The organism is Amycolatopsis sp. WAC 01416 (genome assembly GCF_003947485.1).
Taxonomy (GTDB): Bacteria; Actinomycetota; Actinomycetes; order Mycobacteriales; family Pseudonocardiaceae; genus Amycolatopsis.
Genome location: NZ_QHHX01000001.1, coordinates 864,468 through 889,584 on the forward strand (window position 1 = coordinate 864,468; position 25,117 = coordinate 889,584).

A 25,117-nucleotide genomic window follows, 5' to 3' on the forward strand; every position below is an offset into this window, starting at 1 on the left:
CGTCCACCGGCTCAGCCCCAGCCGAGTTCGTGCAGCCGCGCGTCGTCGATGCCGAAATGGTGGCCGACCTCGTGGACCACTGTGATCAGCACCTCCTCGACAACGTCCTCCTCGGTGTCGCACATCTGCAGCAGCGGACGCCGGTAGATCGAGATCCGGTCCGGCAGCACCCCGCCGTATTCGTGGGTCCGCTCCGTCAGGGCGACCCCGTGGTAGAGCCCGAGGATCGTGGGCGACTCCTCGTTGAACTCCTCCACGAGTACCACGACGTTGTCCATGGCGTCCGCGAATTCGGGCGGGAGCTCGTCCAGTGCCTCCGAAACCAGCTCTTCGAAGCGTTGCTGGGTCATCTCGACGGGCACGGGCTCACCCTCCGGTCTTCGGGGCCGAAGAGGACGCCGGCGGGCTCGTCTGGCCGCTCTCCGACGGCGGGGCGTCGCCCTTGCCGACCTTCACGCTCCCGGTGACCGGTGCGAGCCCCTTGTCGTCCGGCAGGACCGCCGCCACCTTGCAGTTCACCAGCGTCGACCCGGCGTCCCAGCTCTCCTGCTCGCGGACGTCCCAGCTGAGGATGAGCTTCTTCGCCGCCAGATCCGCGTTGCCGGTGTAGTCCTGCGCGGCCGTCGAGCATTCGGTGTCCAGCCAGGTGTTCTGCTGCTCCTGCGACGGGTAGCCGTCCTTGAACTTCGTCTTGAGGTCGATCGTCGCGATCATCTCGTACGAATGCGGCTGGGCGCAGTCGATGGGGTCGCCGAAGCTGTTGTTGAGCAGCGCGAGGCATGTGCCCGGCTCCCACACCGCCGACTGGTTCTGCTCCTTCGCCGGCCCCTTGGTCGGCTGGAGCTTGCCGCCCTGACCCGCCCATTGCAGACCGCAGCGCAACTGCCGGTCACCGTCCGCCCACTGTGCGGGCGTCGGCCGGAGCAGGTTCATGGTCAGCTTGCCGTACGGATCCAGGTTGCGGCCGAGATACGGCTTGACGTCGATGGTGCAACGGGAGCGGGAGATCTCCTGCCACTGCTCCAGGTTCGGGCTCGGTACCCCCGGCGGGTACTGCGTGCCGATGTCGACGATGCTGGTGACCTCGAACAGGTGCGCCTCCCCGCACGGCACGCGCCGCGCGTCGGTGGCGTCCGGGTTGTTCCAGGTCAGGCAGGTGCCCGGGGGAGATTGGAACGCTTCGACCGCGGCGGGGGACAGTTTGGGAGGGCCGCCGCCCGCACCGCCTTCCGGGCCTACATTCCACGAGAACGCCACACTCAGCGAAAGCGCGATGATCGCGCCCACGAACACACCGGCCATGACGAGCCGGGTGCGCAGGGTGCTCAGCGCGTTTCGCGGGTCACGGAACCGCTCGGCCTGTTGAGACATCCACTCCATGATGCCCGCGCCGCACGTAAGGTGCGCGTACCGGGTGGTTAGTGTTGGACACGGGTTCGTGGCGAGGGCGATTTACGGAGCTTCGATGACGCAGGATGACAACCAGGGGGCACAGCCGCCCCAGGAGCCGCCGAGGCGCGGCTCGATGCGCTTCCAGGACGACAGCACGCAGGCGCGCCAGCCTTCGCTGGCCGAGCAGCGGGCACGGCAGCAGGCAATGGCGGAGCAGGAGCGCCAGGAGGTGCTCCAAGCCGAAGCCGCTCGTGCCGCCGAGAAGAAGTCTTCGACCAAGAAGAAGATCCTGATCGGAACCGGTGTGACCGTCGGCCTGGTCGGCTTGGTCGCGACGTTCTACACGGTCGCGAAGCCGGACGAGGTCACGGCGGTCTGTGCCTCCAAGGACACGGAGATCGTCCAGGACGACCGGAACTGCGACGAGAACTACGTCCGGTCGCAGGGCGGTTACGTCAGCGGCGGGTTCTTCTTCCTCCCCATCGGCGGTTTCGGTGGGCCGATGCAGAGCTACCGCTACAACTACGGCGGCTCCGGCCAGATCGGGCAGCGGGTGTCCGGCGGTTCGTACACCGCACCGCCGGGGGCCAACGTCAGCACCAAATCGGGCAAGTCCGTCCAGCGCGGCGGGTTCGGCATCAGCGGCAAGAGCGGCAGCAGCGGTAAGAGCGGGGGCTCGTAGGTGTACCGGGATTCCAAGCCGCCCCGGCGGGACTGGCAGAACATCGTCGAAGAACAGGGCCTGGTCTTCGGCACCCCCGCCCGCGACGGCTCCGGCAAGTCCCGGCCGTACTGGGACGAGTCGGTCCACTACGTCTTCGACATGGACGAGATCCTGTCCGTCGAGGCGGACGTGGAACTGCTGCACTCGATGTGCCTCGAAGCCGTCGACAACGTGGTGACCACCGAGCAGTACCACCGCTTCGGTATCCCCGAGTGGGTCTGGCCGCATATCGCGGAGTCGTGGAAGCGGCAGGATCCGCACGTCTACGGCCGCTTCGACCTGCGCTACGACGGCAAGAGCCCGGCGAAGCTGCTCGAGTACAACGCCGACACCCCGACCTCGCTGCTCGAGGCCGCCGTACTGCAGTGGCACTGGAAGACCACGGTCTTCCCCGAGGACGACCAGTGGAACTCGATCCACGAAAAGCTGGTCGAGCGCTGGGCCGAACTCGCCGAGAAGCTGCCCTCGAACGAACTGCACTTCACCTGGTCGTCCGCCGATCCGTCCGGTGAGGACCACGTGACGACGGCGTACCTGCAGGAGACCGCGGCCGAAGCCGGGCTCGACACCGTCGGCCTGTCGATCGAGGAGATCGGCTGGGACCCGGTGCTCAAGCGGTTCGTCGACCTCGAAGAAGCGCAGATGGCGACCGTGGTGAAGCTCTACCCGTGGGAATGGGTGGTCGACGAGGAGTTCGGCCGCTTCGCCGTCGAGACCATGCCGCGCACGCTGTGGGTCGAGCCGCTGTGGAAGATGATCCTCTCCAACAAGACGCTGCTCGCGCTCCTGTGGGAGAACTATCCGGGGCACCCGAACCTGCTGCCCGCCTTCGCCGACGACCCCGGTCTGCTGACCGAGTACGTCCGCAAGCCGAAACTCGGCCGCGAGGGCGCGAACGTGCAGATCGTCGCCACCGGGTACGAGACGCAGACCGACGGCGTCTACGGGGCGGAAGGGTTCGTCTACCAGGCGTTCGACCCGCTCCCGGAGTTCCAGGGTTACCGGCCCGCGCTCGGCGCGTGGATCGTCGGGGACCAGGCCGCCGGTCTCGGCATCCGTGAGACGGCAGGACTCGTCACAGACGACGGTGCGGCGTTCGTCCCGCATCGCATCGTCGAGTCGTGATAGAAGCAACCGCACAAACCTGACATTCCTGACTTCTGGAGAACCCCTGTGACCACCACCCTTGCGCTGTCCGACACGTTCGGCTCCGACCTCGTGCGAGGGATCGGCGCGATCCTGCTGTACGGCGTCGTCGGCCTGCTGCTGATGTTCGCCGGGTTCTGGGCGATCGACTGGACCACGCCCGGCAAGCTGGCCCAGCTGGTCAGCCGCGGCCTGCCGAACGCGGTCATCGTCACCGCGTCGGGCCTGCTGTCGATGGCGTTCATCGTCGTCGTGGCGATCGCGAACTCCGCCAGCGACCTGACCGAAGGCCTCATCACCTCGCTGGTCTACGGCCTGCTCGGCATCGTGGTGCAGGTGCTGGCCGTCCGGCTGCTGGAGTGGGCGACCCGCATCGACGTCCGCTCGACCATCGAGAGCGAGAAGTTCGCCCCGGTCAGCGTCGTGGTCGCGGCCGCGCACCTGGCCCTCGGCCTGGTCGTGGCCGTCGGCATCTCGTGACTTCTTGACCACCTGAAAACGGCATAGGCGCACGATTCCCACTAACGTGGGAGTCGTGCGCCTTTTAAGGACACCGGACGACCGGTTCTCGGACCTGCCCGATTTCGACTTCGAGCCGCGCTACGCGGAACTCGTCGACCTTCACGGCGGCGTGATCAGAGTGGGTTACGTGGAGGCCGGACCCGAGGACGGGCCACCCGTCCTCCTGCTGCACGGCGAGCCGACCTGGTCCTATCTCTATCGCAAGGTCATCCCGGTGCTCGCCGACGCCGGGCTGCGCGCCATCGCGCCCGACCTGGTCGGCTTCGGCCGGTCCGACAAACCCGGCGACATGGTCGACCACACCTACCAGCGGCACGTCGAATGGATGCGCGCGTTCGCCTTCGACGTGCTCGACCTGACCGACGTCACCCTGGTCGGCCAGGACTGGGGCGGCCTGATCGGCCTGCGCCTGGTCGCCGAGAACCCCGACCGGTTCGCCAGGGTCGTCGCGGCCAACACCGGCCTCCCCACCGGCGACACGGACATGCCGGAGCTCTGGCACAGGTTCCGCGACACCGTCGAGAACGCCCAGGTCCTCGACGTCGGGCGGTTCGTCCAGTCGGGTTGCCAGACCAAGCTCCCGGAAGACGTCCGCGCCGCCTACGACGCGCCCTTCCCGAACGAGATGTACAAGGCCGCGCCGCGGGCGATGCCGTCGCTGGTGCCGATCACCCCGGACGACCCGGCCTCGGCGGCCAACCGCGCCGCGACGAAGGTGCTCTCCGAACTGAACAAGCCGTTCCTCGTGTCGTTCTCCGACGGCGACCCGATCACCGCGCCGTGGGGCCTCGAACTGCGGGGCTCGATGCGCGGCGCCCGGGAGCTCGAGCATCCGACGATCACCGGCGCCGGCCACTTCCTCCAGGAGGACGCCGGTGGTCGGCTGGGCGAGGTCATCGCCCGCTTCGTCCACTCCTGAACGCTAGGAAAGGACCGTTCCTTGCGAAATTTGCCAGGAACGGTCCTTTCCTAGCATCGGGCGCGTGAGATGAAAGGCCCCTTCATCGCAAAATTTGCAATGAAGGGGCCTTTCATCTCACTTGTCAGGAGATGGCGGCCAGCGCGTCGGTGATGATCCCGAGGCCCTCCGCCGCCTCTTCCGCGGTGAGCGTCATCGGCGGCGCGATCCGCAGCACGTTGCCGTGCAGCCCGCCCTTGCCGATCAGCAGTCCGCGCGCCTTGGTCTCCTCCATCATCCGCGCGGCGGCTCCCGGGTTCGGCTTCATGCCGCCCGGCTCGACCAGTTCGACGCCGATCATCAGCCCCTTGCCGCGCACGTCCCCGATCAGCGGGTTCCCCGCCGCGCGCAGGCCGTCGAGCAGTTCGTTGCCGCGGGCGAGCGCGTTGGCCTGGAGGTCGCCCTCGGCGATGTGGTCGAGCACGGCGGCCGCGCCTGCCATCGCGACCGGGTTGCCGCCGAAGGTCGAGATCGAGTTCGCGGTGAGGCAGTCGACGAGGTCGCCGCGTGCCACGAGACCGCCGATCGCGAGCCCGTTGCCGAGGCCCTTGGCGAAGGTCATCGCGTCGGGGACGACGTCGTGCGCCTGGATCCCCCAGTAGTGTTCCCCGGTCCGTCCCCAGCCGGTCTGGACCTCGTCGGAGATGAACAGGATCCCGTACTGGTCGAGGACCTCCTTCATCGCCTTGAACAGGCCGTCCGGCGGTGAGCTGAACCCGCCGACGCCCTGGATCGGCTCGGCGATCATGCAGGCGACGTCGCCCGAAGTGCCCGTCTCCAGGACGTCGACCAGGTCCGCGACGCACGCGTCGATGTACTCCGTGTCCGACAGCGCCCGGAACGGGCTGCGGTACTGGTAGCCGCCGTGCACGTAGCTCACCTTCACCGGGCTGAGCGACGAAGCCGACCAGCCGCGGTTGCCGGTGATGCCGACCGTCGCGAACGACCGGCCGTGGTACGAGTTCCGCATCGCCAGCACCTGGTTGCTACGCCGGTACTGGGTGGCGAGCATCAGCGCGGTGTCGTTGGCTTCGGTCCCGGAGTTGGTGAAGAACACCTTCGCGTCGGGAATGCCGGAGAGCTTCGCGATGCGTTCGGCCAGCTCGACCTGCGAGCGGATCAGGTACAGCGTCGACGTGTGCAGGATGCCGGTGTCGAGTTGCTTGCGCACGGCGTCGCTGATCGCCGAGACGTCGTAGCCCATCGAGTTCGTCAGGATGCCCGCGAAGAAGTCGAGGTAGGTGCGCCCGGACGAGTCGATGACCCGGCGGTCCTGCGCGTGCACGATCTCGATCGGCTCGTCGTAGTAGAGCGCCAGCCAGGACGGCAGTACCGCCTTGTGCCGCGCCAGCAGGTCCGCATCGGTCATCGGGTTTCTCCGTCCGCAGCAGGGAGATCTCAGTATGGGGACGGCCCGAAACGGGCGGCAACGATCAGACTGTCGGGTTATCCGCGCGGACCCGCACATTTTGTGCGGCTCGCACGGACTACTCTCAGCACTCGTGATTGACCCCAGGACTCTGCGCGATGACCCGGACGTCGTGCGCGCTTCGCAGCGCGCCCGTGGCGAGGACGAAGGAGTGGTCGACAAGCTGCTCTCCCTCGACTCCCGCCGCCGGTCGTCCATCGCCGCCGCCGACAAGCTGCGTGCCGAGCAGAAGTCGCTGGGCAAGCTCATTCCCAAGGCGCAGGGCGACGAGCGGGCCGAACTGCTCGCCAAGGCGAAGGACCTCGCCGCCCAGGTCAAGACGGCCGAGGTCGAGCAGACCGAGGCTTCGGAGGAGTTCGAGCAGCTGCACCGGCTGGTGCCGAACCTGGTCCACCCCGACGCGCCCGAAGGCGGCGAGGACGACTACGTCGTGCTCAAGCACGTCGGCGAGCCGAAGAAGTTCGACTTCAAGCCGAAGGACCACCTCGAACTCTGCGAGGGCCTCGGCGCACTCGACATGGAGCGCGGCGCGAAGGTCTCGGGCTCGCGGTTCTACTTCCTCACCGGCATCGGCGCCCAGCTCCAGCTCGGCCTGCTGAACATGGCCGTCGCGCAGGCGACCGCGAACGGGTTCACCCCGATGATCACGCCGACCCTGGTGCGGCCGGAGATCATGGCCGGCACCGGTTTCCTCGGTGCGCACTCGTCGGAGGTCTACCGGCTGCGCGACGACGACCTGTACCTCGTCGGCACCTCCGAGGTCCCGCTCGCCGGCTACCACGCCGACGAGATCCTCGACCTGGCGAAGGGCCCGAAGCGCTATGCGGGCTGGTCGTCCTGCTACCGCCGCGAGGCCGGTTCGTACGGCAAGGACACCCGCGGCATCATCCGCGTCCACCAGTTCGACAAGGTCGAGATGTTCGTCTACACGCGTCCCGAGGACGCCGAGGCCGAGCACGCGCGCCTGCTGGACTGGGAAGAGCAGATGCTCGCCAAGATCGAGGTCCCGTACCGGGTGATCGACACCGCCACCGGCGACCTCGGCACGTCGGCGTACCGGAAGTTCGACTGCGAGGCGTGGGTGCCGTCGCAGGACACCTACCGGGAGCTGACCTCGACGTCGAACTGCACGACGTTCCAGGCCCGCCGTCTCGGCATCCGCTACCGCGACGCCGACGGCCGCCCGCAGACCGTCGCCACGCTGAACGGCACGCTCGCCACCACCAGGTGGATCGTCGCGATCCTGGAGAACCACCAGCTCGAAGACGGCTCGGTCCGGGTGCCGGAAGCGCTTCGTCCCTTCCTCGGCGGAACCGAGGTGCTCACGCCGGCATCGAAGTAGGCATGAACCGCCGCAGCAAGCCGCTCACCGCGCTCTTCGCGGCGGTCCTCCTGCTCGGCGGATGTGCCGAGACGATCTCGGGTACGGCGTCGCCGGTGCCCGGCCACCGGCCGGTGCCCGCCAAGGCGGCGCCGTGCTCGTTGCTCAGCACGGAACACGCCGACGCGCTGGCCCTCAATCTGCCCGGCGTCGAGACCAAGGGCAACAAGGCCCAGCTGGTCCCGCCGATGTGCCTGTTGTCCGAACGCGACGATTCGCCGCGCGGGGTGTCCCTTTCGATCACGCACAGCGTCGACATCCCGCTGAACGACTTCTACGCCGGCGCCCGGCCGGGGGAGAAGTTCGGCATCGGCGGTTTCACCTGGACGCGCTACGCGTCCCCGCTCGGCCCGACCGCGTGCTCCCTCAGCACCGAACTCGGACCGTCGTCGTTCGTCGAGCTCGGCAGCGAGACCCAGACGGGCGCGCCCGAAGCGACGGCCTGCGATCTCGCGCTCGCCGCGGCCCCCGCGATCGCGTCGAGGCTGCCCGGTGGCGAGCCGGATCCGAAGATCGTCGCGCCACCGGGGCAGAAAAAGCCCGAACCCTCCGGGCCGTTGCTGCAGGTCGATCCCTGTGCGCTGCTGAAGCCGGACGAGGCAGCGAAGCTGGCCATCGCCCCGGGAACCCCCATCGCCCCGGCCGAGCTCGCGAATCCCGAGGACAAGGGCTGCTCGTGGAAGGACTCCGACGGCGACAAGGGGCAGCGACCGCTCAACGTGACGCTCTTCCTCGCGACGGCCGTCGCCGACGTGGCCGGTCTCGAAGGCACCCCCGAGGAGATCGACCTCGGCGGTCGCAAGTGGACGGTCCGGTTCGAAGCCACCGCGAGGTACTGCACGGCCGCCCTGCCGATCAGCGGGACGTCCACGGTGAAGGTCTCCAGTGGCCACTGGGACGACGAGAAGAAGGCCTGTGACCTGCTGCGGGCCGCGCTGCCGACGGTGAGCGCGGCGTTGCCCGCCGGTTCGTGAACGGCGGCCGCGCACAAGTAGTGTGCGAGCCGATGAGGAGGGGACGCATGCGGTTTCGGAATTCGCTCGCGATCGGGCTGGCGGTGCTGGCGGTCGGCGGCTGCACGTCGACGATCGGCGGTACGGCCTCGCCGGTGCCCGGACAGGGACCGGTGAACACGAAGGCCGAGCCGTGCGAGCTGCTGACGCAGGAGCACGCGAACGCGCTGGGTGTCACGTACCCCGGTGAGGAACGCGCCGCGAAGCCCGAGCAGAAGACGCCCGCGGTCTGCCGGTTCCGGAAACTGGAGGACGTGCGCAAGGCGTCGAACCTCGAGGTGTCGTTGAGCAAGGACCTGTCCTTGAACGACTACATGAGCGGCGCGCAGGCCGGGGAGAAGTTCGGGATCGGCGGGTTCACCTGGACGCGGTACGCCACCATCCTCGGCCCGAAGTACTGCTCGCTGAGCACCGAAATCACCCCGGACTCCTTCGTGGAGATCGCCAGCGAGAGCCCCGACCACACCGAGGGCAACTCCTGCGACCTCGCCAAGGCGGCGGCCCCTGCCGTGGCGTCGAAGCTCCCGGGCGGGCAGCAGGACCCGCAGATCACCGCCCCGCCGGGGCAGAAGCCCGCCGAGCCGGGCGGACCGCTCCTGAGCACCGACCCGTGCGCCATGCTCAAGCCCGAACAGACCGCCCAGTTGCGGCTCGGACCCACGGGTGAGCCGCTGAAGTCCAGCGCCGACCCGAACCAGTTCGGCTGCGAGTGGGCCGACACGGACGGCGACAAGGGCGAGAAGGCGCTCGACCTGTGGTTCTACACGACGAAGCCGATGGACGAGACTCCGACGCTGATCACGCAGGGTGACCCCCAGGACTTCGACTCGGGCGACCGCAAGTGGAAGCTCTACACCCAGGCGGGCAGCAAGCTGTGCGCCGCGGGTCTCGCGATCACCCCGACGTCGACGGTGGCGATCATCGCGGGCAACCTCGACGATCCCGCGAAGGCGTGCGACGTGATCAAGGCCGCCGTTCCGATGCTGAACGGGAACCTGCCGCCCTCGTCCTGACTCACGCGAGTTCGCCGTCTAGTGCGGGTAAGGCAAAGGCGGCAGGTTGCGAAAGCCACTTTGGCAACCTTCAACGTTGCGAAAGTGGCTTTCGCAACGTCGGGGCAGGGGTGCGGTAGTGAAGAGGGGTTTTCGCGAGACCTGGGTGCCCCACGGCCGCGAGCGAATCCCGGCACCCTCATCGCCCTCCCGATCACGCGAAAGCTAGTCCGTCACCTCGTCGGCGACGTGCTTCGCGATCTCCAGCGCGCTGGTCGCCGCCGGTGAGGGCGCGTTGAGGACGTGCACCTGGTTCCGCGCGGTCTCGATCAGGAAGTCGTCGACGAGCGCGCCGTCCGGGCGCAGTGCCTGCGCGCGGACGCCGGAGCCGTGCCGCACGATGTCGTCCTCGGTGACGGCGGGCACGAGCCGCGCGAGGCTTTCGGCGAAGCGGCGGCGGGAGAACGACCGGCGGACCTCGTCGAGCCCGGTCGGGTACGCGTACTTGCGCGCGAGCCGCCAGACGCCGGGGAAGCGGGCGACCTCGGCGAGGTCCTTCGCGGAGAAGTCGCGCCAGGTGTAGCCCTCGCGGCGCAGCGCGAGCACGGCGTTGGGGCCGGCGTGCACACTGCCGTCGAGCATGCGGGTCAGATGCACGCCGAGGAACGGCAGCGACGCGTCCGGGACCGGGTAGATCAGGCCGCGCACCAGATGGCGGCGTTCGGGTTTCAGTTCGTAGTACTCGCCGCGGAACGGCACGATCCGCGCGCTCGGGGTGAGCCCGGCGAGTCGCGCGACGCGGTCCGCGTGCAGGCCTGCGCAGTTGACGAGGCCGTCGGCGTGGATCACGTCGTCGCCGGTCGCCACCTCGACGCCGCCGGTGCGGCCAGGGCGGATCCCCAGCGCGGGCGTGCCGAGACGCAGGTCGGCGTCGGATTCGTCGAGCAGCCGAACGAGTGCCGTGCAGACGGCGGGGAAGTCGATGATGCCGGTGGATTCCACGCGCAGCGCGGCGACGCAGGAGACCTCGGGTTCGTACTCGCGGGCCTCGCTCGGGGTGATCAGCTTGGCCGGGACACCGTTGGCCTCGGCCCGTTCGGCGAGCACCTTCAGCGCCGGAAGCTCCGCTTCGGAGGTGGCGACGACGAGTTTGCCGCATACCTCGACCGGCACCCCGTACTGCCGCGCGAAGTCCACAATGGACCGATTGCCCGCGGTGGACATCCTGGCCTTGAAGGAACCCGGCTTGTAGTAGAGCCCCGCGTGCACGACGTTCGAGTTGTGCCCGGTCTGGTGGGCCGCCCAGTGGTCCTCCTTTTCGAGCACCGTGACGTCCAGACCGCGTTTGGTCAGCTCCCAGGCGGTGGCGAGCCCGACGATCCCGCCCCCGATTACCACGACAGTACGCACGATCGACCAGGTTACCCGGGCCGCTACCTGACAATCGTTAGGTTACCTGGTAGCGTACCTGACCGATGTCAGGTAAGCGGTTGAGCAGGGACGAACGCCGGGAACGCATCCTGGCCGCGGCGGCGCGGGTGTTCGCCGCGTCCGGGTACGACCTGGCGGGGATGCGCGAGGTCGCGACGGCCGCCGGGATCAGTACGCCCGTGCTCTACGACCATTTCCCGTCCAAGGCGGCGCTGTACGCCGGACTCCTGGAGTCCGAAGTGGACAGTCTGCTGGCCGGCTGGGCCGAGTTGCCGCTCGCGGGCACCGCCGAGGAGTCGCTGCGCGGCCGGGTGGCGGCGATCTTCGCCTGGATGGAGACGAACGAACGCGGCTGGCGGATGATCTTCGCCGAGACGCCGTCCGACGAAGGCGTCGCCGAGGTGCACCGGCGCGGGCAGGCCAGGGCCACCGGGCGGCTGACCGAGGTGTTCGCGCGCGTGCCCGGCCTGGCGCTGACCGCGGACCTGCCGCGCGACCGCGCGAACGAAGCGCTCGCCGAAGCGGCGAAGAGCGCGCTGAACGCCATCGCCACCTGGTGGTGGAGCAACCGCGACATCCCGCGGGAGCAAGTCGTCGCGCTCACGACGGATCTGTTGTGGCGCGGACTGGGGAACCTGATCCAGGAGGACAGATGAGCACCGACACCACCGAGCGGTACCGCCGGGCACTCGAGACCCGGGACGTCGAACTCGGGCTGAGCGCCTTCGCGCCGGACGCCGTGGTGCGTTCGCCGCTGACCGACCGGGTCCGGTTCACCGGGCACGCGGAACTCAGGCCGCTGCTGGAAGTCGCCTACTCGCATTTGCGCGACGTCCGGTTCCACACCGACACCGGTGACGGCAAGACGCGGGTCGTCGTCTACACCGCGCGAATCGGCGGCGAGGACGTCGAAGAGGCAGCGGTGCTGAAACTCGACGAAGACGGGCTCATCGCCGAAGTGACGCTGTTCGTGCGGCCGCTGCCCGGGCTCGTCGCGCTGATGGACGCCTTCGGCCCGGACATCGCGCGCCGCAACGGCCGCACCTTCGCGGCCCGGATCCTGGCGGTGGCCGCGAAACCCCTGCTGGCCATGGTGCGGTCCGGCGACAAGCGGGCGGTTCCGTTGGCCGGACCTCGCTGACGAGTGTCACGAACGACCCTTTCCCGACGAAAAACGTCAGGAAAGGGTCGTTCATGACACTTCACACCGCCGCGGAAACAGGCGTAGCGGCCGAAGCCTCCTCAGGGTCTTCGAGGACCTTCGGCACCCCGCGCAGGCTGAACAACGCGCTCACCGCCAGCAACGCCATCAGCCCCGCCGAGCACAGCATCGTCACCTGCAACCCGTCGACGAACGCCAGTTTCGCGGTGGCGAGGATCAACGCTCCTTGCTCGGGCGGCAGCTGTGCCGCGACCTGGACGGCACCGCCGAGGGTGTCCGAGATCGCCGCCGAAGCCTCCGGTGGCACACCCGCCGGGATGACGAGTTCGCTCCGGTACAGCGCGCCGAGCACACTGCCGAGGACGGCGATCCCGAGCGCGCCGCCGAGTTCGGTCGCCGTCTCGGAAATCGCCGACGCCGCGCCCGCCCTGGCCTTCGGCACGACGCCGAGCACCGTGTCCGTCGCGACGGTGAGGATCAGCGCCAGCCCCACGCCGAAGACGATCATCGCGGCGAGCAGGTCCGTGTAGACGATCGTCACGCCGATGTTCGAGTACAACGCGAAACCGACGGCCGACAGGGCACAGCCGAGCGCGATCGTCGCGGCGCGGCCGAAGGCCTTGATCGCCAGCGGCGCGAGCACCCCGCCGACGATCGCGCCGCCCATCCCTGGCAGCCCGGCGAGCCCGGCCTTCAGCGGCGACCAGCCCGCCACCAGCTGCAGGTACTGCGCGAACATCAGCGAGACCGCGAGCTGCGCGAACATCGCCAGGATCGTGGTGCCGACGGTCGCCGAGAACGCCCGCTGCGCGAACAGCCGCAGGTCCATCAGCGGTTCGGCCAGCCGCGGCTGACGCAGGACGAATGCCAGCAGGCAGCCGAGGCCGAGCACGGCGGCGACCGCGACGTCCCAGTGTCCCCAGCCCTTGTACGCGACTTCCTTGATCGTGTAGACGATCCCGACCATGCCGACGAGGGAGAGCAGCACGCTGGGCACGTCGATCCGATGGGACACCGGATTCTTCGATTCGGGCAGGATCAGCGCGCCGGCGATCACCATGACCACCACCACCGGCACGTTGACCAGGAACACCGAACCCCACCAGAAGTGCTCGAGCAGCACCCCGCCGACGAGCGGCCCCATGCCGAAACCGAGGATCGTCAGCCCGCTCGAAACGCCGATCACGGCCGCGCGTTCCTTGCCGGTGAACACGTTCCGCACGATCGACAGCGTCGACGGCATCAGTGTCGCGGCGGCGATCCCGAGCAGCGCGCGGGCGGCGATCAGGAGTTCCGTCGTCGGCGCGTACGCCGTGATCACCGAAGCGACACCGAACAGCGACGCCCCGATGAGCAGCAGCTTCTTCCGGCCGACGCGGTCACCGATGTTGCCCATCGTGATCAGCAGCCCGGCGAGCGCGAAACCGTACGCGTCCGCGATCCACAGCAGCTCCGTGGTCGACGGGTGCATCTGCTCCGAAAGCGACGGCAGCACCAGGTGCAGCACGGTCAGGTCGATCGCGATCAGCAGCTGCGCCAGCACACAGACCACGACGGTGCCGATCTTGCGGCCCTTCCCGATGGTCACCGCGTCGTTCACCTCGACACGCCGAAGGTGAGTTCCGGCGAGTGCCGTGCGGTGCGGTTGTCGCCGTCGCCCAGATAGAACCGGGTGCTCATGGTGCGGGCCGCCGGGTCGAGGACGCTGCGCCACAACGTCCGCCACGGCGCGCCGGGCTCGATCGCGAACGAAACCGCGTCGAGCGCCTCGCGGGGCCCGGCGTCCGCTTCCTTGGTGATGGTGCGAAGCCGCTGGTAGGTGAGCATGGTGTCCGGTGTGTCCTCGGGCAGCGCGTCGAGGTCCGGATGACGGTGCAGCAGGTGGTTCGTGACGCACAGCGGTCCGTCGGCGACCTCGACGAAGTACTCGATGTCGTGCTGCCCGCGCTCGTGGACGAAGCCGCGGCCGGAAGCGTCGGCGACGATGTAATGGCAAGGCGCGCCGTGCGTGTACTGCTTGGCGAGCATCAGCGCTTCCTTGGCCTCGTCGACGGTTTCGCAGGTGTCCAGCAGATACCGGCACACCTGCAAGACCGACAGGCCCGCCTGCGGGCCGGGATCGTCCGCCAGCGGCGCGGCCGTTTCGACGTCGGCCATCAGCAGCGCGACGACCAGCCCCGCCTCGTTGACCCCTTCCGTCGCGCCGTCCATTGTGGACATCGAAAGGGACGTGGATGCGATGCCGTCGTCGGGGATCGTCGTCAGCACGTAGGGCCGTGACGCCATCGGCACCGTCCCGTCGTCGACGGGCTCCTCACCCGCCATCACCGCACCCAGCTGGGTCCAGCTCATGGTGAAGAAGTCGTAGTTCCGGCCGAGCGTGCTCCCCGTCCACAGCGCCGAACAGCCCGACCCGGCGGGCAGGGCACTCGCGTTGTCGAAGGAGACCGCCGCGTCGGCAGGGAGCCCGTAGGCCTCGGCGAACCCGGCCGTCCGTTCGGCGTACTGCGGCCAGTTCCGCGCGAACCAGGTGCGCCGCGCCCTGGCCACGATCGGATCGATCGGCGGTGGCGACCAGTCCGAGCGCGCCTTCGCTTCGGCGCCGAGCGCCTGGCCGATTTCGGCCTGGGTGCCGCGCAACGTCAGATGCCGCACGGCGAGGAAGTCTTCGGGAGATCCCGCTGAGTAAGTCATGGACGGGAGGATCTCCGCGACCGCTGACCGTCCACGCACCGAACGCTGTCGGTGCTTGTCAGCGTCTGCCTGTGCCTGCCTGTGCCTGCCTGTGCCTGTCATCGGAATGTCATGTGCCCCGCGCGAAAGTGGTTTCACCAAGGCAACGACATGCGAGGGAAGCCATGCTCAGCAACAAGGTGTACATCATCGCCGGGGGCGTCATCAGCGTCCTGTTCGTCGCGCTCGCGATGGTCGAGTTCTCCACCGGTTACCCGGACGACGGCCTGCAGGACCTCCTCTACGCCGCGGTGAGCGCCGGCGCCGGCACACTGCTGTACGTCCTCGACCGCCGTCAGCGTGAGCGCCGCGCGGCCGCCGAAGCGGGGCGTGACGCCCGATGAGGAACATCGACGGCGGCTTCCTCGCCGCGCCCGACCAGGCCTCGCTCGACCGCCGCGAACGGGACGTGCGCAAGGGAAAGCTCGCGCTGATGCTGACCGTCGTAGGCGGCTTCGTCGCGCTGGTCGCCGGTTACAACGTCCTCGTCGACTTCTCCCCGGCTTCGCTGGTGGTGACGATGTTCGGGCTCGCCGCCGCGATCGGTGGCGGCGTGCTCACCAAACACCTGATGCGCGCCGTGCGGTTCCGCGTGCACAAGCCGAACGCGGGACTGGTCGGCGCCGCGAAGCTGTCCGGAATGGTCGTGATCGTCCTCGGCTTCATCGCACTGGTCGGCTCGCTGGACGGGCCCGGCGTGCTGCGGATCATCGCGATCGCCGTCGGTTGCGCGGCCATCGGCTACGTGAAGTCGCTGCACGACCAGCAGTGGGTGCTCTTCGAACTGGACGCGGTGGGTGTCCGGATCGAGCGGACCGTCGTGCCGTGGCGTGACGTCACCCGGCTCACCATCGACCCGGTCGGCCCCGGGATGACCCGGCTCGGCGCGGTCCCGCTCAACGCGGCGCCGCTGTACGTCGCCGTCCAGGACACCGAACTCGACCAGCGTCTCCTCGCCGAAGGCGTCGGCCGCTTCGCACCGCAGGGCACGCAGCTGACCCGTGCCTAGGCCAGCTGAGCGGCGCCGCGCAGGCCCAGCCCCCGGCGGTAGGCCCGGTCGAAGTCGTCGCCGAGCCGCTCCCGCACGGTCGTCCGGAGCAGGGCGGCGTCCAGATCGACCGCGAACGGGGTGCCCCGGATGGTCACCGCGGCGCCGATCAGGACCGCCGCCCGCTCGGCGTCGCCCCGCAGCAGCGCGACCCCGGCGAGGCCTTCGACGGCGAGGGCCACCGTGGTGCTGTCGTGCCAGCCGTCCGCCGACACCAGCGCCAGCCGGTGCAGTTCCTCGGCCCCGTCGGCGTCGCCCTCCGCGGCCAGGACCCAGCCGAGCGAGATCCTCGCGCCGGCACGGACACCTTCCGCGGCGAACGAACCACCGGAACACTCCGCGAGCGCGCGTTCGCTCAACGCCCTGGCCGCTGCCAGATCGCCCTCGTGCCGGGCGAGGAACGCCAGCCCGATGTACCCGGCCGCCCGGCTTTCCGGCATCCCGGCGCGGCGCGCGATCTCGACGGCGAGCTCGAAATCCGCCCGCGCGCCCGCCGCGTCGCCGTGCAGCAGCTTGCTGCCGCCGCGACGGCACAGCAGGTCGGCGTTGTCGTCGGACGCGCCGAGTTCCCGGATCAGCCGCAGAGCCTCGTTCATCGTTTCGAGGGCCTCGGCCTGCCGGTTCGTCCAGATCAGGATCTGTGACAGGTGGTCGAGGGCCATCGAGAGGCCCCAGCGTTCCCCGATCCGGCGGAACTCCTCCGCCCCTTCGCGCAAGAACTGTTCCGCCGTTTCGAGGTCGCCCTGCAGCATCGCGCGGAGGCCGTAGCCCGTCGGCGCGAGCGCGAGACTCCAGGCATCGCTGTGCGCCAGCAACGCCTGGCTGCGTTTGATCAGCGCGTCGTCGTCACCGGGCGGCCCGCTCACGACGCCCAACAACAGCAGGAGCGCCGGGTTTCGTGGTGCCTTGGCCAGGGACAGCATGAGACCGTCCACCAGCGGCAGGTGCCTGTCGAGTGCTTCGTGGCCCCGCAGTCCGGCGGCGGCGGTGAGCACGCAGAGCTGGTACTCCTCTTCGAGGCCGTCCGGCGGTCGCTGTCCGAGCCGCTTGACCACTTCAAGGCTCAGCGTCGAACCTTCGAACCGGCGGCCGCGCATCCACCAGTACGTCACCAGCGAAGACGAAAGCCGGAGCGCGATCCGCACGTCGGATTCGGCGGACCAGCGCAACGCGGCCAGGAGGTCGTCGTAAGCGGCGTCGAGACGGTCGAGCCAGACCAGTTGCTCGCCCGTCCGCACGAGCGGGTCCGCCTGCTCGGCGAGGGCAAGGAAGTGCTCGGCGTGCGCGCGCCGCAGCTGCTCGGTTTCGCCCGCTTCGGCGAGTTTCCCGGCGAAGAAGGCCCGGATCGTTTCGAGCATCCGATACCGGTCCCCGGTCCGCTCCACCAGCGATCTGTCCACAAGGGACGGAAGCAGCTCCGCGATGTCCGGCACGGCACAGACCGATTCGGCGTCGGCGAGGGTCGTGCCGCCCGCGAAGACGGTCAGCCGCCTGCCCAGCAGGCGTTCGTCCTCTTCCAGGAGATCCCAGCTCCATTCGACGACGGCGCGCAGGGTGCGATGGCGGCTCTCGGCGACCCGGCTGCCCCGCGAGAGCAACCCGAACCGGTCGTCCAGCCGGGAGGCGATCTCGCCGACGGTCAGGGTCCGCACGCGGGCGGCGGCGAGTTCGATGGCCAGCGGCAGCCCGTCGAGCGCGGCGCAGACCCGCTGGACATCGCCCGCGGTGGCGTCGTCGACGGCGAAGCCCGGATCGCCCGCCCGCGCGCGGTCGGCGAACAGCCGGACGGCGGCGAACTCCAGCGATCGGGCGGGTGGCGTACCCGGCGGCGGCACGGCGAGCCGCGGCACGGGGGAGACGACCTCGCCGGTGATGCCCAGCGGTTCACGGCTGGTGGCGAGCACCCGCAGCGCGGGGGCCGCGCCGAGCAGCCGGGCGGCCAGTTTCGCGGCGGCCTCGATCAGATGCTCGCAGTTGTCGAGCACCAGGAGGACCGCCCGGTCGGTCAGCGCGTCGATCAGCCGCTCCAGCGGCGCGTTCTCCACCGGGGCGGCGACCGTCCCGAGCGGGACCGTTCGCAGGCCGAGCGCGGTCAGCACGGCGTGCGCGACGTCGGCGTCTTCCGTGTACGGCGCGAGTTCGACGAAGACCGCCGGGAGGTCCATCGCGGCCGCGGTCTCGATGGCCAGCCGGGTCTTGCCCGCCCCGCCGGGACCGGTCAGCGTCACCAGCCGCGAGCGGTCCAGCTGGCCGAGCACGTGCCGAAGGTCGCCTGCGCGGCCGATGAAGCTGGTCAGCTGGGCGGGGAGCGGCGTGGTCTCGATGGGCGCCGTCTTGACCGGCGGCGTCTCCCCGCGCAGCACGGCCAGATGCGCGGCGGCGAGATCCGGTCCGGGATCGGCGCCGAGTTCGTCGGCGAGGACACGGCGGGCGTCCTCGAAAGCGGTGAGCGCGTCGGCGTGGCGTCCCGCGGCGTGCAGCGCGCGGATCAGCAGCGCTCGCGGCCGTTCCCGCAGCGGTTGAGCGTCGATGACTTCGCGAAGATCGGCGAGGACGTCTTCGTGCCTTCCCAGCTTGAGCCCGGCTTCGACGCGGTCCTCGATCGCCGACGTCTTCAGCTCGTTCAGCCTGGTGACCTGCGGATCGCGGAACGGCGCGTCGGTGATGTCCGCGAACGCCGGGCCGCGCCAGAGACGGAGAGCGTCGTGAAGCAGTTCGGCCGCCTTCGTGGTGTCTCCAGCGGCGAGACTGCGTCGCCCCTCGGCGGCGAGGCGCTCGAATCGGTGCACATCGACGTCGTCGGGGTCCACGGCCAGCCGGTAACCCGCCGGGCTGAATTCGACGGGCGCGAGCTCCTTCAGCGCGCCGCGCAGCCGCGAGACCTGCGATTGCAGCGCGTTCGCCACGCCTTCGGGTGGCCGCTCGCCGTAGAGACCGTCGATGAGCCGCTCCGCCGGGACCACCCGGCCCGCCTCCAGCGCGAGCAACGCGAACAACGTCCGGACCCTGGGCCCGCCGACCGGCACGGCGGTGCCGTCCTCGCGGCGCACCTCCGTCGCCCCCAGAACGCCGAATCGCATGGGTTAGAGACTAGGGCGTCGTTGACCTGGGCGGATCCAGCCCGCCCGAACTACGCCGATCGGCGTCTATACACTTCGCCGGGTCCCCACGCAATGGGAGAGGTATGTCTGCAACGGAACCCGTGGTCCTCGGTCAGCCGACCGTCGGCGACGAAGAACTCGCCGCCGTGGCGGAGGTCTTCCGGTCCGGCTGGCTGGCCGGTGCCGGCCCCGCTTGCCGCCGCTTCGAAGAACGCTTCGCGAAGACCGTCGGCACCGCGCACGCCCTGACCACCAGCAACTGTGGCTCGGCACTCTTCCTCGGGCTGCGTGTGCTCGGCGTGAAGCCGGGCGACGAGGTCATCGTCGGCGACTACACCTTCCCCGCCACCGGCCACGCCGTGCTCCAGGCGGGCGCGACGCCGGTGTTCGCGGACATCCGCCCCGACGTGTGGAGCGCCGACCCGGCGTCGATCGAAGCGCTGATCACCCCGCGCACGGTCGGCATCCTCGCCGTCGACGTCGCCGGTCAGCCCGGAGACTTCGACGAATACCGCGCGATCGCCGACAAGCACGGCCTGTGGCTCTTCGAGGACGCCGCCTGCGCCGCGGGCGCGACCTACAAGACACGTCCGGCGGGCAGCCTCGCCGACCTGGCCGCGTTTTCCTTCCACGGCCGCAAGGGCATCACGGCGGGCGAGGGTGGCGCGCTGGTCTCGGACCGCGAAGACCTCATCGCACACGCGCGCAAGCTGCACACCTACGGCATCGAGCCCGCCATCACCCGCGAGGGTTCCGGTGCCTTGCCGATCCCGGAGTTCCACGAGCTGGGCTACAACTTCCGGCTCTCGGACGTGCAGGCCGCGATCATGAACGTCCAGCTGGACCGCCTCCCGGACCTGCTCTCGGCCCGCCGTTCGGTGGCCAAGCGCTACCACGAGGCGTTCGAGAACCTGCCCGGTCTCAACGTGCCGGTGGAACTGCCGGACCGCGAGCACCCGTGGCAGGCCTACATCCTCACGGTGGACCCGGAGATCGACCGCGACGCGCTCGCGCTGCGGATCCGCGAGCAGGGCGTGCAGTGCAACTTCGGCACCTACGCCTCGCACCTCCAGCCCATCTACGGCAAGACGCAGACCTTGCCGGTATCGGCGGACCTCTTCGGCCGTCATCTCGCCATCCCGATGCACGCCAACCTCACCGATGCCCAGGTCGACCGGGTCATCGGGACCGTCAGCGCCGCACTGCCGAGCTAGGAGAGAAATGCCCGACAAGAAGGTCCTCTTCACCGGGGGCGGCGGTTTCATCGCCGCACACGTCATCCCGATGCTGATCGACGGCGGCTACACCGTCCGCGTCTTCGACAACATGACCCGCGGCGACCGCGCCCGGATCAACGAGTTCGTCGCCACCGGCAAGGTCGAACTGGTCGAGAAGGACGTGCGCTACGGCGGCGCCGTGCGCGAGGCCATGCGCGGCTGCACGCACGTGATCCACTTCGCCACCGTGTCGATCAACAAGTCGGTCGCGGACCCGCACGAGTCCATCGACATCAACATGGTCGGCAACCACAACGTCTTCGCCGCCGCGGCGGACGAGGGTGTCGAGCGGGTCGTGTTCGCCTCGACCGCGTCCGTCTACGGCGACCCGAAGCGGCTGCCGATGCACGAGGACGACGAGCTCAAGCCGCTCACGCCGTACTGCATCTCGAAGCGCGCGGGCGAGGACATGCTCGGCTTCTACGAGCGCACCAAGGGCCTGTCCTGGAACGCGCTGCGGTTCTTCAACGTGTACGGCCCCGGCCAGAAGATCGAGGCCTACTACACGTCGGTGATCAACCACTTCATCCAGCGCCTGCGCGCCGGCCAGCCGCCGATCATCGACGGCCGCGGCGACCAGTCGATGGACTTCGTGCACGTCACGGACCTCGCCCGCGCCGTCGTCGCGGCGCTGGAGTCGGATCAAGCGAACGTGCCGATCAACATCGGCACCGGCATCGACACCTCGATCGCGACGCTGGCGAAGATCCTCATCGACGCCGTCGGCGTCAACGTCGAGCCGCTGTTCAACGAGCGCGACGTGCTGGTTTCGCGGCGTGCCGCCGACATCACCCGTGCCCGCGAGGTCCTCGGCTGGGAGCCGAAGATCTCCGTGGAAGAGGGCATGTACGAACTGGTGAAGGCCTCGGAGGGATGACCCCCGTCGACGCACTCTTCTCCGCGGAGACGGCATGGTGATGGCGCCGGGGGAGAGCCGCGCCCTTCGTATCGCCGTGGTGAACAACTTCTTCCCGCCGAGGGTGGGCGGAAGCGCGCACATGGCGGCGTCCCTGGCCGAGCAGTACGCGGCGCGCGGGCACGAGGTGCTCGCGATCACCGCGGCCTACGCCGACGCCCCGGCCGACGAGACGAAGGACGGCTACCGCGTCGTCCGCCTGCCCGCGGTGAAGATGCCGCAGCTGGGCCTGTCGATCGACTTCGACATGAGCTTCGCCTCGCTGCGGCCGGGAAACTGGCGGCGGCTGCGGAAGCTGCTGGACGAGTTCAAGCCGGACGCGATCCACCTGCACGGGCAGTTCTTCGACCTGTCGTGGCTGGCAGGCCGATACGCGCGGCGGCACAAGCTGCCGATGCTGCTGACCATCCACACCCTGCTGATCAGCGACAACAAGCTGTACGGCGGCGTGTTCCGGTTCCTGGACACCGTGCTGGTGAACCCGATCCTGCGCTACCTCAAGCCGCGTTACGTCATCCTCGACAAGCTCGGGGTCGACTACTGCGTCGAGCGCTACGGCACCAGCGACGCGAACTCGGACTACTTCCCGATCGCCGTCGACACCGGGAACTTCGAGAAGCCCTTGACTCTCGATGTGCGCGCCGAGCACGACCTGGGTGACGGCCCGCTGATCGTCTCGCTCGGGCACGTGATCCCGCTGCGCAACCGGCTCCCGCTCGTCGAGGCACTTCCGTCCATTTTGGACAAGCACCCCGGCGTGAAGGTGGTCGTCGTCGGGCGCGTCTATCACGACGTTTTCCTGAAGCGGGCGGAAGAACTCGGCGTCGCGGACGCCATCATCGTCACCGGCGCCGTGCCGAAGGCCGATGTCCCCGCGTACTTCGCCGCCGCCGACATCGTGACGCACGACCTCAACGGCGGCTGCGGCACCGCGTCGCTGGAGGCGATGCTCTCGGGCACCGCGACCATCGCGTCGGTCACCGAGGACAACTACCCCGGCATCGAACTGCGCAACGGTGAGAACATCCTGCTGGTGCGGCCGGATGACAGCGAGGCGGTGGCGGAAACCGTCATCGAACTGCTCGACGACCCCCAGAAGCGGGCTTTGGTGGCACAGCGGGAAAGCGCGATGGTGCGGGCCAACTTCGGCCTCGACGTCGTCGCCGAAGAACACCTGCGTACCTTCGAGAAACTGGTGACCGAGGCCGATGTTCTTCGATGACGAGCGCAGCAACCGGCTGCGCCCGCAGATCCTGACCGAACTCGTCTCGCAGTACATGAACGACGCCGAGCGCGCTCGTTTCTACGGTCTGCCGGAGTCGACGAGGGTCCGCGAACGGGTCAAGATCATCAGCCCGGAGAACCTGAAGATCGGCGAACACTGCTGGATCGGCGAAGGCGCCGCGCTCGACGCGAGCGGCGGGCTGGAGATCGGCGAACACACCAGCATCGGCCTGAACACGCTGATCTTCACGCATTCCAGCTGGCTCGCGAACATGACGTTGCAGAACCACTCCGGCAGCGACCTCATCGAACGCAAACCCGTGAAAATCGGCAAAGGCTGCTTCATCGGCGGCCTCGTCGTGATCATGGCAGGCGTCACGATCGGCGATTTCGCCACCGTGCAGCCGAATTCCGTGGTCGCCAAGGACGTCCCGCCGCGCACCCTGGTGGCGGGTAACCCTGCCCGCGTGTTCCAGAAGTACGACGACGAGTACATCCAGTCCGAAGTGGAGCGTGTGCGCGGCGAGAACGCGCGGCGGCGCGCGCTGGCCGAGGAACGGGGGGACACCCCTGGCTCTTGGGGTGCCCCGGCGGGCGATTTCACGGAGTAGCTAGAGCCGGTCGGCCATCAGCTTCGCCACCGACGAGTAGACGTCGGTTCTGGTCTCGTACAGGTACAGCGTCGCGACCCGTGTTTCGCCGTGGCTACGCTTCCCCACGGTCACCAGAATGTCGAGGTCCGGCCCGTCGTTGGGAATCTTGCACCACAAGGCCTGCTCGCCGACGCCGGGAAGCTGAGTGACCTGGGGGTCACCAAGTTCTCCGAATACGCCGAAGTCGGCATCGAGCACTACTGGATCGTCGACCTCGAAGACCCGGCGAGCATGACCACCTACCGCCCGATCGACGGCGAGTACGAGAACTTCGGCGAGCACACCGGCAAAGCGAGCCTCGATTTCGACGGCACCCCGCTCACCTTCGATCTCGACGCGCTGACCACTCGCCACGCGCAGCGCCCCTGACTGGTTGGCGACCCGTGCCCCCAATGTGGCATTGGGGTCGCTCAACGTCCCCAATGCCACATTGGGGGCGTCTTCCAGAGCCGACTACTAGGCTCGACGGGGAGTTCCCCGGGGTGAGAAGGGTGTCAGATGAGGTTCAAGCGGTTCGGCGCGTCGTTGCTGGTCGCCGGGTTGGCCCTGCTGGGCGCCGCGGCCCCGGCGATGGCCCATTCGGAGTTGAAGAGCAGTGATCCGGCGAGGGGCGCTTCGCTGGCGACGCCGCCGACGCAGGTCAAGCTGACCTTCTCGGGTCCGGTCACCCTCGCCGACAACCCGATCCAGATCACCGGACCGGAGAACGCGTCGTGGACGGTCGGCCGCGCGGAGGTCGCCGGCACCGTTGTCACGGCGCCGGTCCAGGCCGTCGGGCCCGCGGGCGAGTACACCCTCCGCTACAAGGTGACCTTCGACGACTCGCACGCCGCGAGCGGCTCGGTGAAGTTCAACCTCAGTGCCCCGGTAGCCGCCCCGAGCAGCCAGAGCCAGCCGAGCAGCCAAGCCCAAGCCCCCGCGAGCAGTGCCACCCCCGCGCCGCAGGCCGACGAGACCGCTCCCGAAGACCTGGTGCCGTCCTGGGTGTGGATCGTCCTCGCGGTCGCCGTGGTCGTCGCCGGTCTCGTCGTGGCGCTCCGGTTCACTCGTCGGAAGGACTGAGCCTTCACGGAACGGGAGCGGTCGAGGCAACCTTTCAGGTGGTCAACCGTCGAACGGAGATGAGGACCAGGGTGGCTCGCGGCGATGACGAGTTCGTCGAGTTCGTGCGGAACTCGGCGACCCGTCTTCAGCATGCGGCCTTTCTGCTCACCAGCGACCGCCATCAGGCCGAGGACGCCGCCCAGACGGCGCTCGCGAAGACGTACGCGGCCTGGTCGCGCGTGCGCCGTAAAGACGCCTACGCGTACGCGCGGCAGGTCCTCGTCAATCACATCATCGACGGCTGGCGGCGCCCGATCCGCGAGAACGCCACGGAGGACATCCCCGAGCAGCCGAGTGGTCTGGATGTCGCCGGTGCCGTTGTCCAGCGGAAATGGTTGCTTGACGCGTTGCGTACGCTCACAGACCGGGAGAGAGCCGTCGTGGTGCTCAGGCACTTCTTCGACTTGAAGGAATCCGATGTGGCCGGCGAACTGGGTGTCTCGGTCGGCACCGTGAAGAGCACCAATTCCCGCGCCCTGACCAAGCTGCGGATCACCGCGGAGGACGGAACGGAACTGATCGGGGGGCTGGGACGATGACCGACCTCGAGACGCTCCGCTCGGCTCTGCGGGAACCGCCCGCCGAGGAGTTCGCCGAACCCGATCTCGGCGCGATCATGACCAAGGGCAGGCGGATCCGGCGTCGCCGCCGTCTCGCGACCGGTGCGGGCGGGGTCGCCGCCACGCTGGTGACGGTGCTGGTCATCGTCGGCGCGGTCGCGCTCAAGGGCTCCTCGTCCGACCAGCAGCCGCTTCCGCCAGCCGCGAGCGCGCCCGCGCCGCCGTCGTCGGCACCGATACCGGCACCGGAGAGCCCGACGATCACCGAAGCCCCGTCCGAGCAGCCTTTCGGCGAGGCGATCTCGCTTGGGGTCAAGGGAGAAGGCGGCCGTGATCTGGTGCTTTACGCCT

25 protein-coding genes and 1 pseudogene are annotated in these 25,117 nt (G+C 69.0%); 19 read left to right on the plus strand and 7 right to left on the minus strand.

What is annotated here, in order from left to right:
- Positions 1-11: 11 nt before the first annotated feature.
- Positions 12-362, minus strand: coding sequence for a metallopeptidase family protein (locus DL990_RS04220; protein WP_007030570.1), 351 nt, complete (start codon positions 360-362; stop codon positions 12-14).
- A gap of 4 nt (positions 363-366) precedes the next feature.
- Positions 367-1,371: a septum formation family protein gene (locus DL990_RS04225; protein WP_125780508.1), complete on the minus strand. Its 1,005-nt coding sequence runs from the start codon at positions 1,369-1,371 to the stop codon at positions 367-369.
- A 94-nt stretch (positions 1,372-1,465) separates the two neighbouring features.
- Between DL990_RS04225 and DL990_RS04230 the strand changes: the two genes are divergently transcribed.
- From DL990_RS04230 to DL990_RS04245, 4 genes are read left to right on the plus strand one after another with little or no spacing between them, the layout of a single operon-like run.
- Complete coding sequence (locus tag DL990_RS04230) at positions 1,466-2,074, plus strand: hypothetical protein (RefSeq protein ID WP_233620382.1); 609 nt, start codon at positions 1,466-1,468, stop codon at positions 2,072-2,074.
- On the plus strand, positions 2,075-3,241 hold the full coding sequence (locus DL990_RS04235; RefSeq protein ID WP_125780510.1) for a glutathionylspermidine synthase family protein: 1,167 nt from the start codon (positions 2,075-2,077) through the stop codon (positions 3,239-3,241).
- A gap of 48 nt (positions 3,242-3,289) precedes the next feature.
- Positions 3,290-3,742: a DUF350 domain-containing protein gene (locus DL990_RS04240; protein WP_101611747.1), complete on the plus strand. Its 453-nt coding sequence runs from the start codon at positions 3,290-3,292 to the stop codon at positions 3,740-3,742.
- A 55-nt stretch (positions 3,743-3,797) separates the two neighbouring features.
- Positions 3,798-4,703 carry a haloalkane dehalogenase gene (locus tag DL990_RS04245; RefSeq protein ID WP_125780512.1) on the plus strand — a complete coding sequence of 302 codons (906 nt, stop codon included), beginning with the start codon at positions 3,798-3,800 and terminating at the stop codon, positions 4,701-4,703.
- A 124-nt stretch (positions 4,704-4,827) separates the two neighbouring features.
- Here DL990_RS04245 and DL990_RS04250 read toward each other — a convergent pair whose 3' ends face one another.
- Entirely contained in the window at positions 4,828-6,111 is a 1,284-nt protein-coding gene (locus tag DL990_RS04250; protein ID WP_125780514.1) for an aspartate aminotransferase family protein, read from the minus strand.
- Between the two features lie 133 nt (positions 6,112-6,244).
- Between DL990_RS04250 and serS the strand changes: the two genes are divergently transcribed.
- Genes serS through DL990_RS04265 form a run of 3 tightly spaced genes read left to right on the plus strand, consistent with a single transcriptional unit; the run spans position 6,245 to position 9,578 of the window.
- Positions 6,245-7,513, plus strand: coding sequence for a serine--tRNA ligase (gene serS, locus DL990_RS04255; RefSeq protein WP_125780516.1), 1,269 nt, complete (start codon positions 6,245-6,247; stop codon positions 7,511-7,513).
- Positions 7,514-7,515: 2 nt separating this feature from the next.
- On the plus strand, positions 7,516-8,526 hold the full coding sequence (locus tag DL990_RS04260) for a DUF3558 family protein (RefSeq protein ID WP_125797913.1): 1,011 nt from the start codon (positions 7,516-7,518) through the stop codon (positions 8,524-8,526).
- A 47-nt stretch (positions 8,527-8,573) separates the two neighbouring features.
- A complete protein-coding gene (locus tag DL990_RS04265) occupies positions 8,574-9,578 on the plus strand; it encodes a DUF3558 family protein (protein ID WP_125780520.1) in 1,005 nt (334 codons plus the stop codon).
- Between the two features lie 204 nt (positions 9,579-9,782).
- Here the strand turns inward: DL990_RS04265 and lhgO are convergent, their stop codons facing one another.
- On the minus strand, positions 9,783-10,967 hold the full coding sequence (gene lhgO / locus DL990_RS04270) for an L-2-hydroxyglutarate oxidase (protein ID WP_125797914.1): 1,185 nt from the start codon (positions 10,965-10,967) through the stop codon (positions 9,783-9,785).
- Positions 10,968-11,047: 80 nt separating this feature from the next.
- Between lhgO and DL990_RS04275 the strand changes: the two genes are divergently transcribed.
- The gene (locus DL990_RS04275) at positions 11,048-11,644 is read left to right on the plus strand and encodes a TetR/AcrR family transcriptional regulator (protein ID WP_125797915.1); all 597 of its coding nucleotides are present in this window, start codon (positions 11,048-11,050) and stop codon (positions 11,642-11,644) included.
- The gene (locus tag DL990_RS04280; protein WP_125797916.1) at positions 11,641-12,129 is read left to right on the plus strand and encodes a nuclear transport factor 2 family protein; all 489 of its coding nucleotides are present in this window, start codon (positions 11,641-11,643) and stop codon (positions 12,127-12,129) included. Before DL990_RS04275 ends, DL990_RS04280 begins: the two co-directional genes overlap by 4 nt.
- Positions 12,130-12,190: 61 nt before the next feature.
- On the opposite strand, the gene DL990_RS04285 is transcribed toward DL990_RS04280, so the two are convergent.
- Both DL990_RS04285 and DL990_RS04290 read right to left on the minus strand, forming a co-directional pair.
- Complete coding sequence (locus tag DL990_RS04285; RefSeq protein ID WP_125780528.1) at positions 12,191-13,738, minus strand: MFS transporter; 1,548 nt, start codon at positions 13,736-13,738, stop codon at positions 12,191-12,193.
- An 8-nt stretch (positions 13,739-13,746) separates the two neighbouring features.
- The gene (locus tag DL990_RS04290; RefSeq protein WP_125780530.1) at positions 13,747-14,844 is read right to left on the minus strand and encodes a C45 family peptidase; all 1,098 of its coding nucleotides are present in this window, start codon (positions 14,842-14,844) and stop codon (positions 13,747-13,749) included.
- 164 nt (positions 14,845-15,008) lie between these two features.
- On the opposite strand from DL990_RS04290, the gene DL990_RS04295 reads away from it, so the two are divergent.
- Both DL990_RS04295 and DL990_RS04300 read left to right on the plus strand, forming a co-directional pair.
- Positions 15,009-15,227 (plus strand): hypothetical protein, encoded by a 219-nt coding sequence (locus DL990_RS04295; RefSeq protein ID WP_125780532.1) that lies wholly within the window; start codon positions 15,009-15,011, stop codon positions 15,225-15,227.
- Positions 15,224-15,892: a hypothetical protein gene (locus DL990_RS04300; RefSeq protein WP_125797917.1), complete on the plus strand. Its 669-nt coding sequence runs from the start codon at positions 15,224-15,226 to the stop codon at positions 15,890-15,892. Before DL990_RS04295 ends, DL990_RS04300 begins: the two co-directional genes overlap by 4 nt.
- On the opposite strand, the gene DL990_RS04305 is transcribed toward DL990_RS04300, so the two are convergent.
- Positions 15,889-19,011: a BTAD domain-containing putative transcriptional regulator gene (locus DL990_RS04305; RefSeq protein WP_125797918.1), complete on the minus strand. Its 3,123-nt coding sequence runs from the start codon at positions 19,009-19,011 to the stop codon at positions 15,889-15,891. The genes DL990_RS04300 and DL990_RS04305 overlap by 4 nt on opposite strands.
- Before the next feature lie 104 nt (positions 19,012-19,115).
- On the opposite strand from DL990_RS04305, the gene DL990_RS04310 reads away from it, so the two are divergent.
- From DL990_RS04310 to DL990_RS04345, 8 genes and pseudogenes are all read left to right on the plus strand, one after another.
- Positions 19,116-20,246, plus strand: a complete 1,131-nt coding sequence (locus DL990_RS04310; RefSeq protein WP_125797919.1) for a DegT/DnrJ/EryC1/StrS aminotransferase family protein — start codon at positions 19,116-19,118, stop codon at positions 20,244-20,246.
- 7 nt (positions 20,247-20,253) lie between these two features.
- Positions 20,254-21,186: an NAD-dependent epimerase/dehydratase family protein gene (locus tag DL990_RS04315; protein ID WP_125797920.1), complete on the plus strand. Its 933-nt coding sequence runs from the start codon at positions 20,254-20,256 to the stop codon at positions 21,184-21,186.
- Positions 21,187-21,220: 34 nt separating this feature from the next.
- Positions 21,221-22,447 carry a glycosyltransferase family 4 protein gene (locus DL990_RS04320; RefSeq protein WP_233620383.1) on the plus strand — a complete coding sequence of 409 codons (1,227 nt, stop codon included), beginning with the start codon at positions 21,221-21,223 and terminating at the stop codon, positions 22,445-22,447.
- Positions 22,434-23,060 carry a DapH/DapD/GlmU-related protein gene (locus tag DL990_RS04325; RefSeq protein ID WP_076164038.1) on the plus strand — a complete coding sequence of 209 codons (627 nt, stop codon included), beginning with the start codon at positions 22,434-22,436 and terminating at the stop codon, positions 23,058-23,060. Before DL990_RS04320 ends, DL990_RS04325 begins: the two co-directional genes overlap by 14 nt.
- Before the next feature lie 90 nt (positions 23,061-23,150).
- Positions 23,151-23,471: a Uma2 family endonuclease gene (locus tag DL990_RS04330; RefSeq protein WP_233598647.1), complete on the plus strand. Its 321-nt coding sequence runs from the start codon at positions 23,151-23,153 to the stop codon at positions 23,469-23,471.
- 129 nt (positions 23,472-23,600) lie between these two features.
- Complete coding sequence (locus DL990_RS04335; protein ID WP_125797921.1) at positions 23,601-24,164, plus strand: copper resistance CopC family protein; 564 nt, start codon at positions 23,601-23,603, stop codon at positions 24,162-24,164.
- Between the two features lie 71 nt (positions 24,165-24,235).
- A complete protein-coding gene (locus DL990_RS04340) occupies positions 24,236-24,745 on the plus strand; it encodes a SigE family RNA polymerase sigma factor (RefSeq protein WP_125780546.1) in 510 nt (169 codons plus the stop codon).
- Positions 24,742-25,117: pseudogene (locus tag DL990_RS04345) on the plus strand (hypothetical protein); the annotation flags it as partial. The gene DL990_RS04340 and the pseudogene DL990_RS04345, both read left to right, overlap by 4 nt.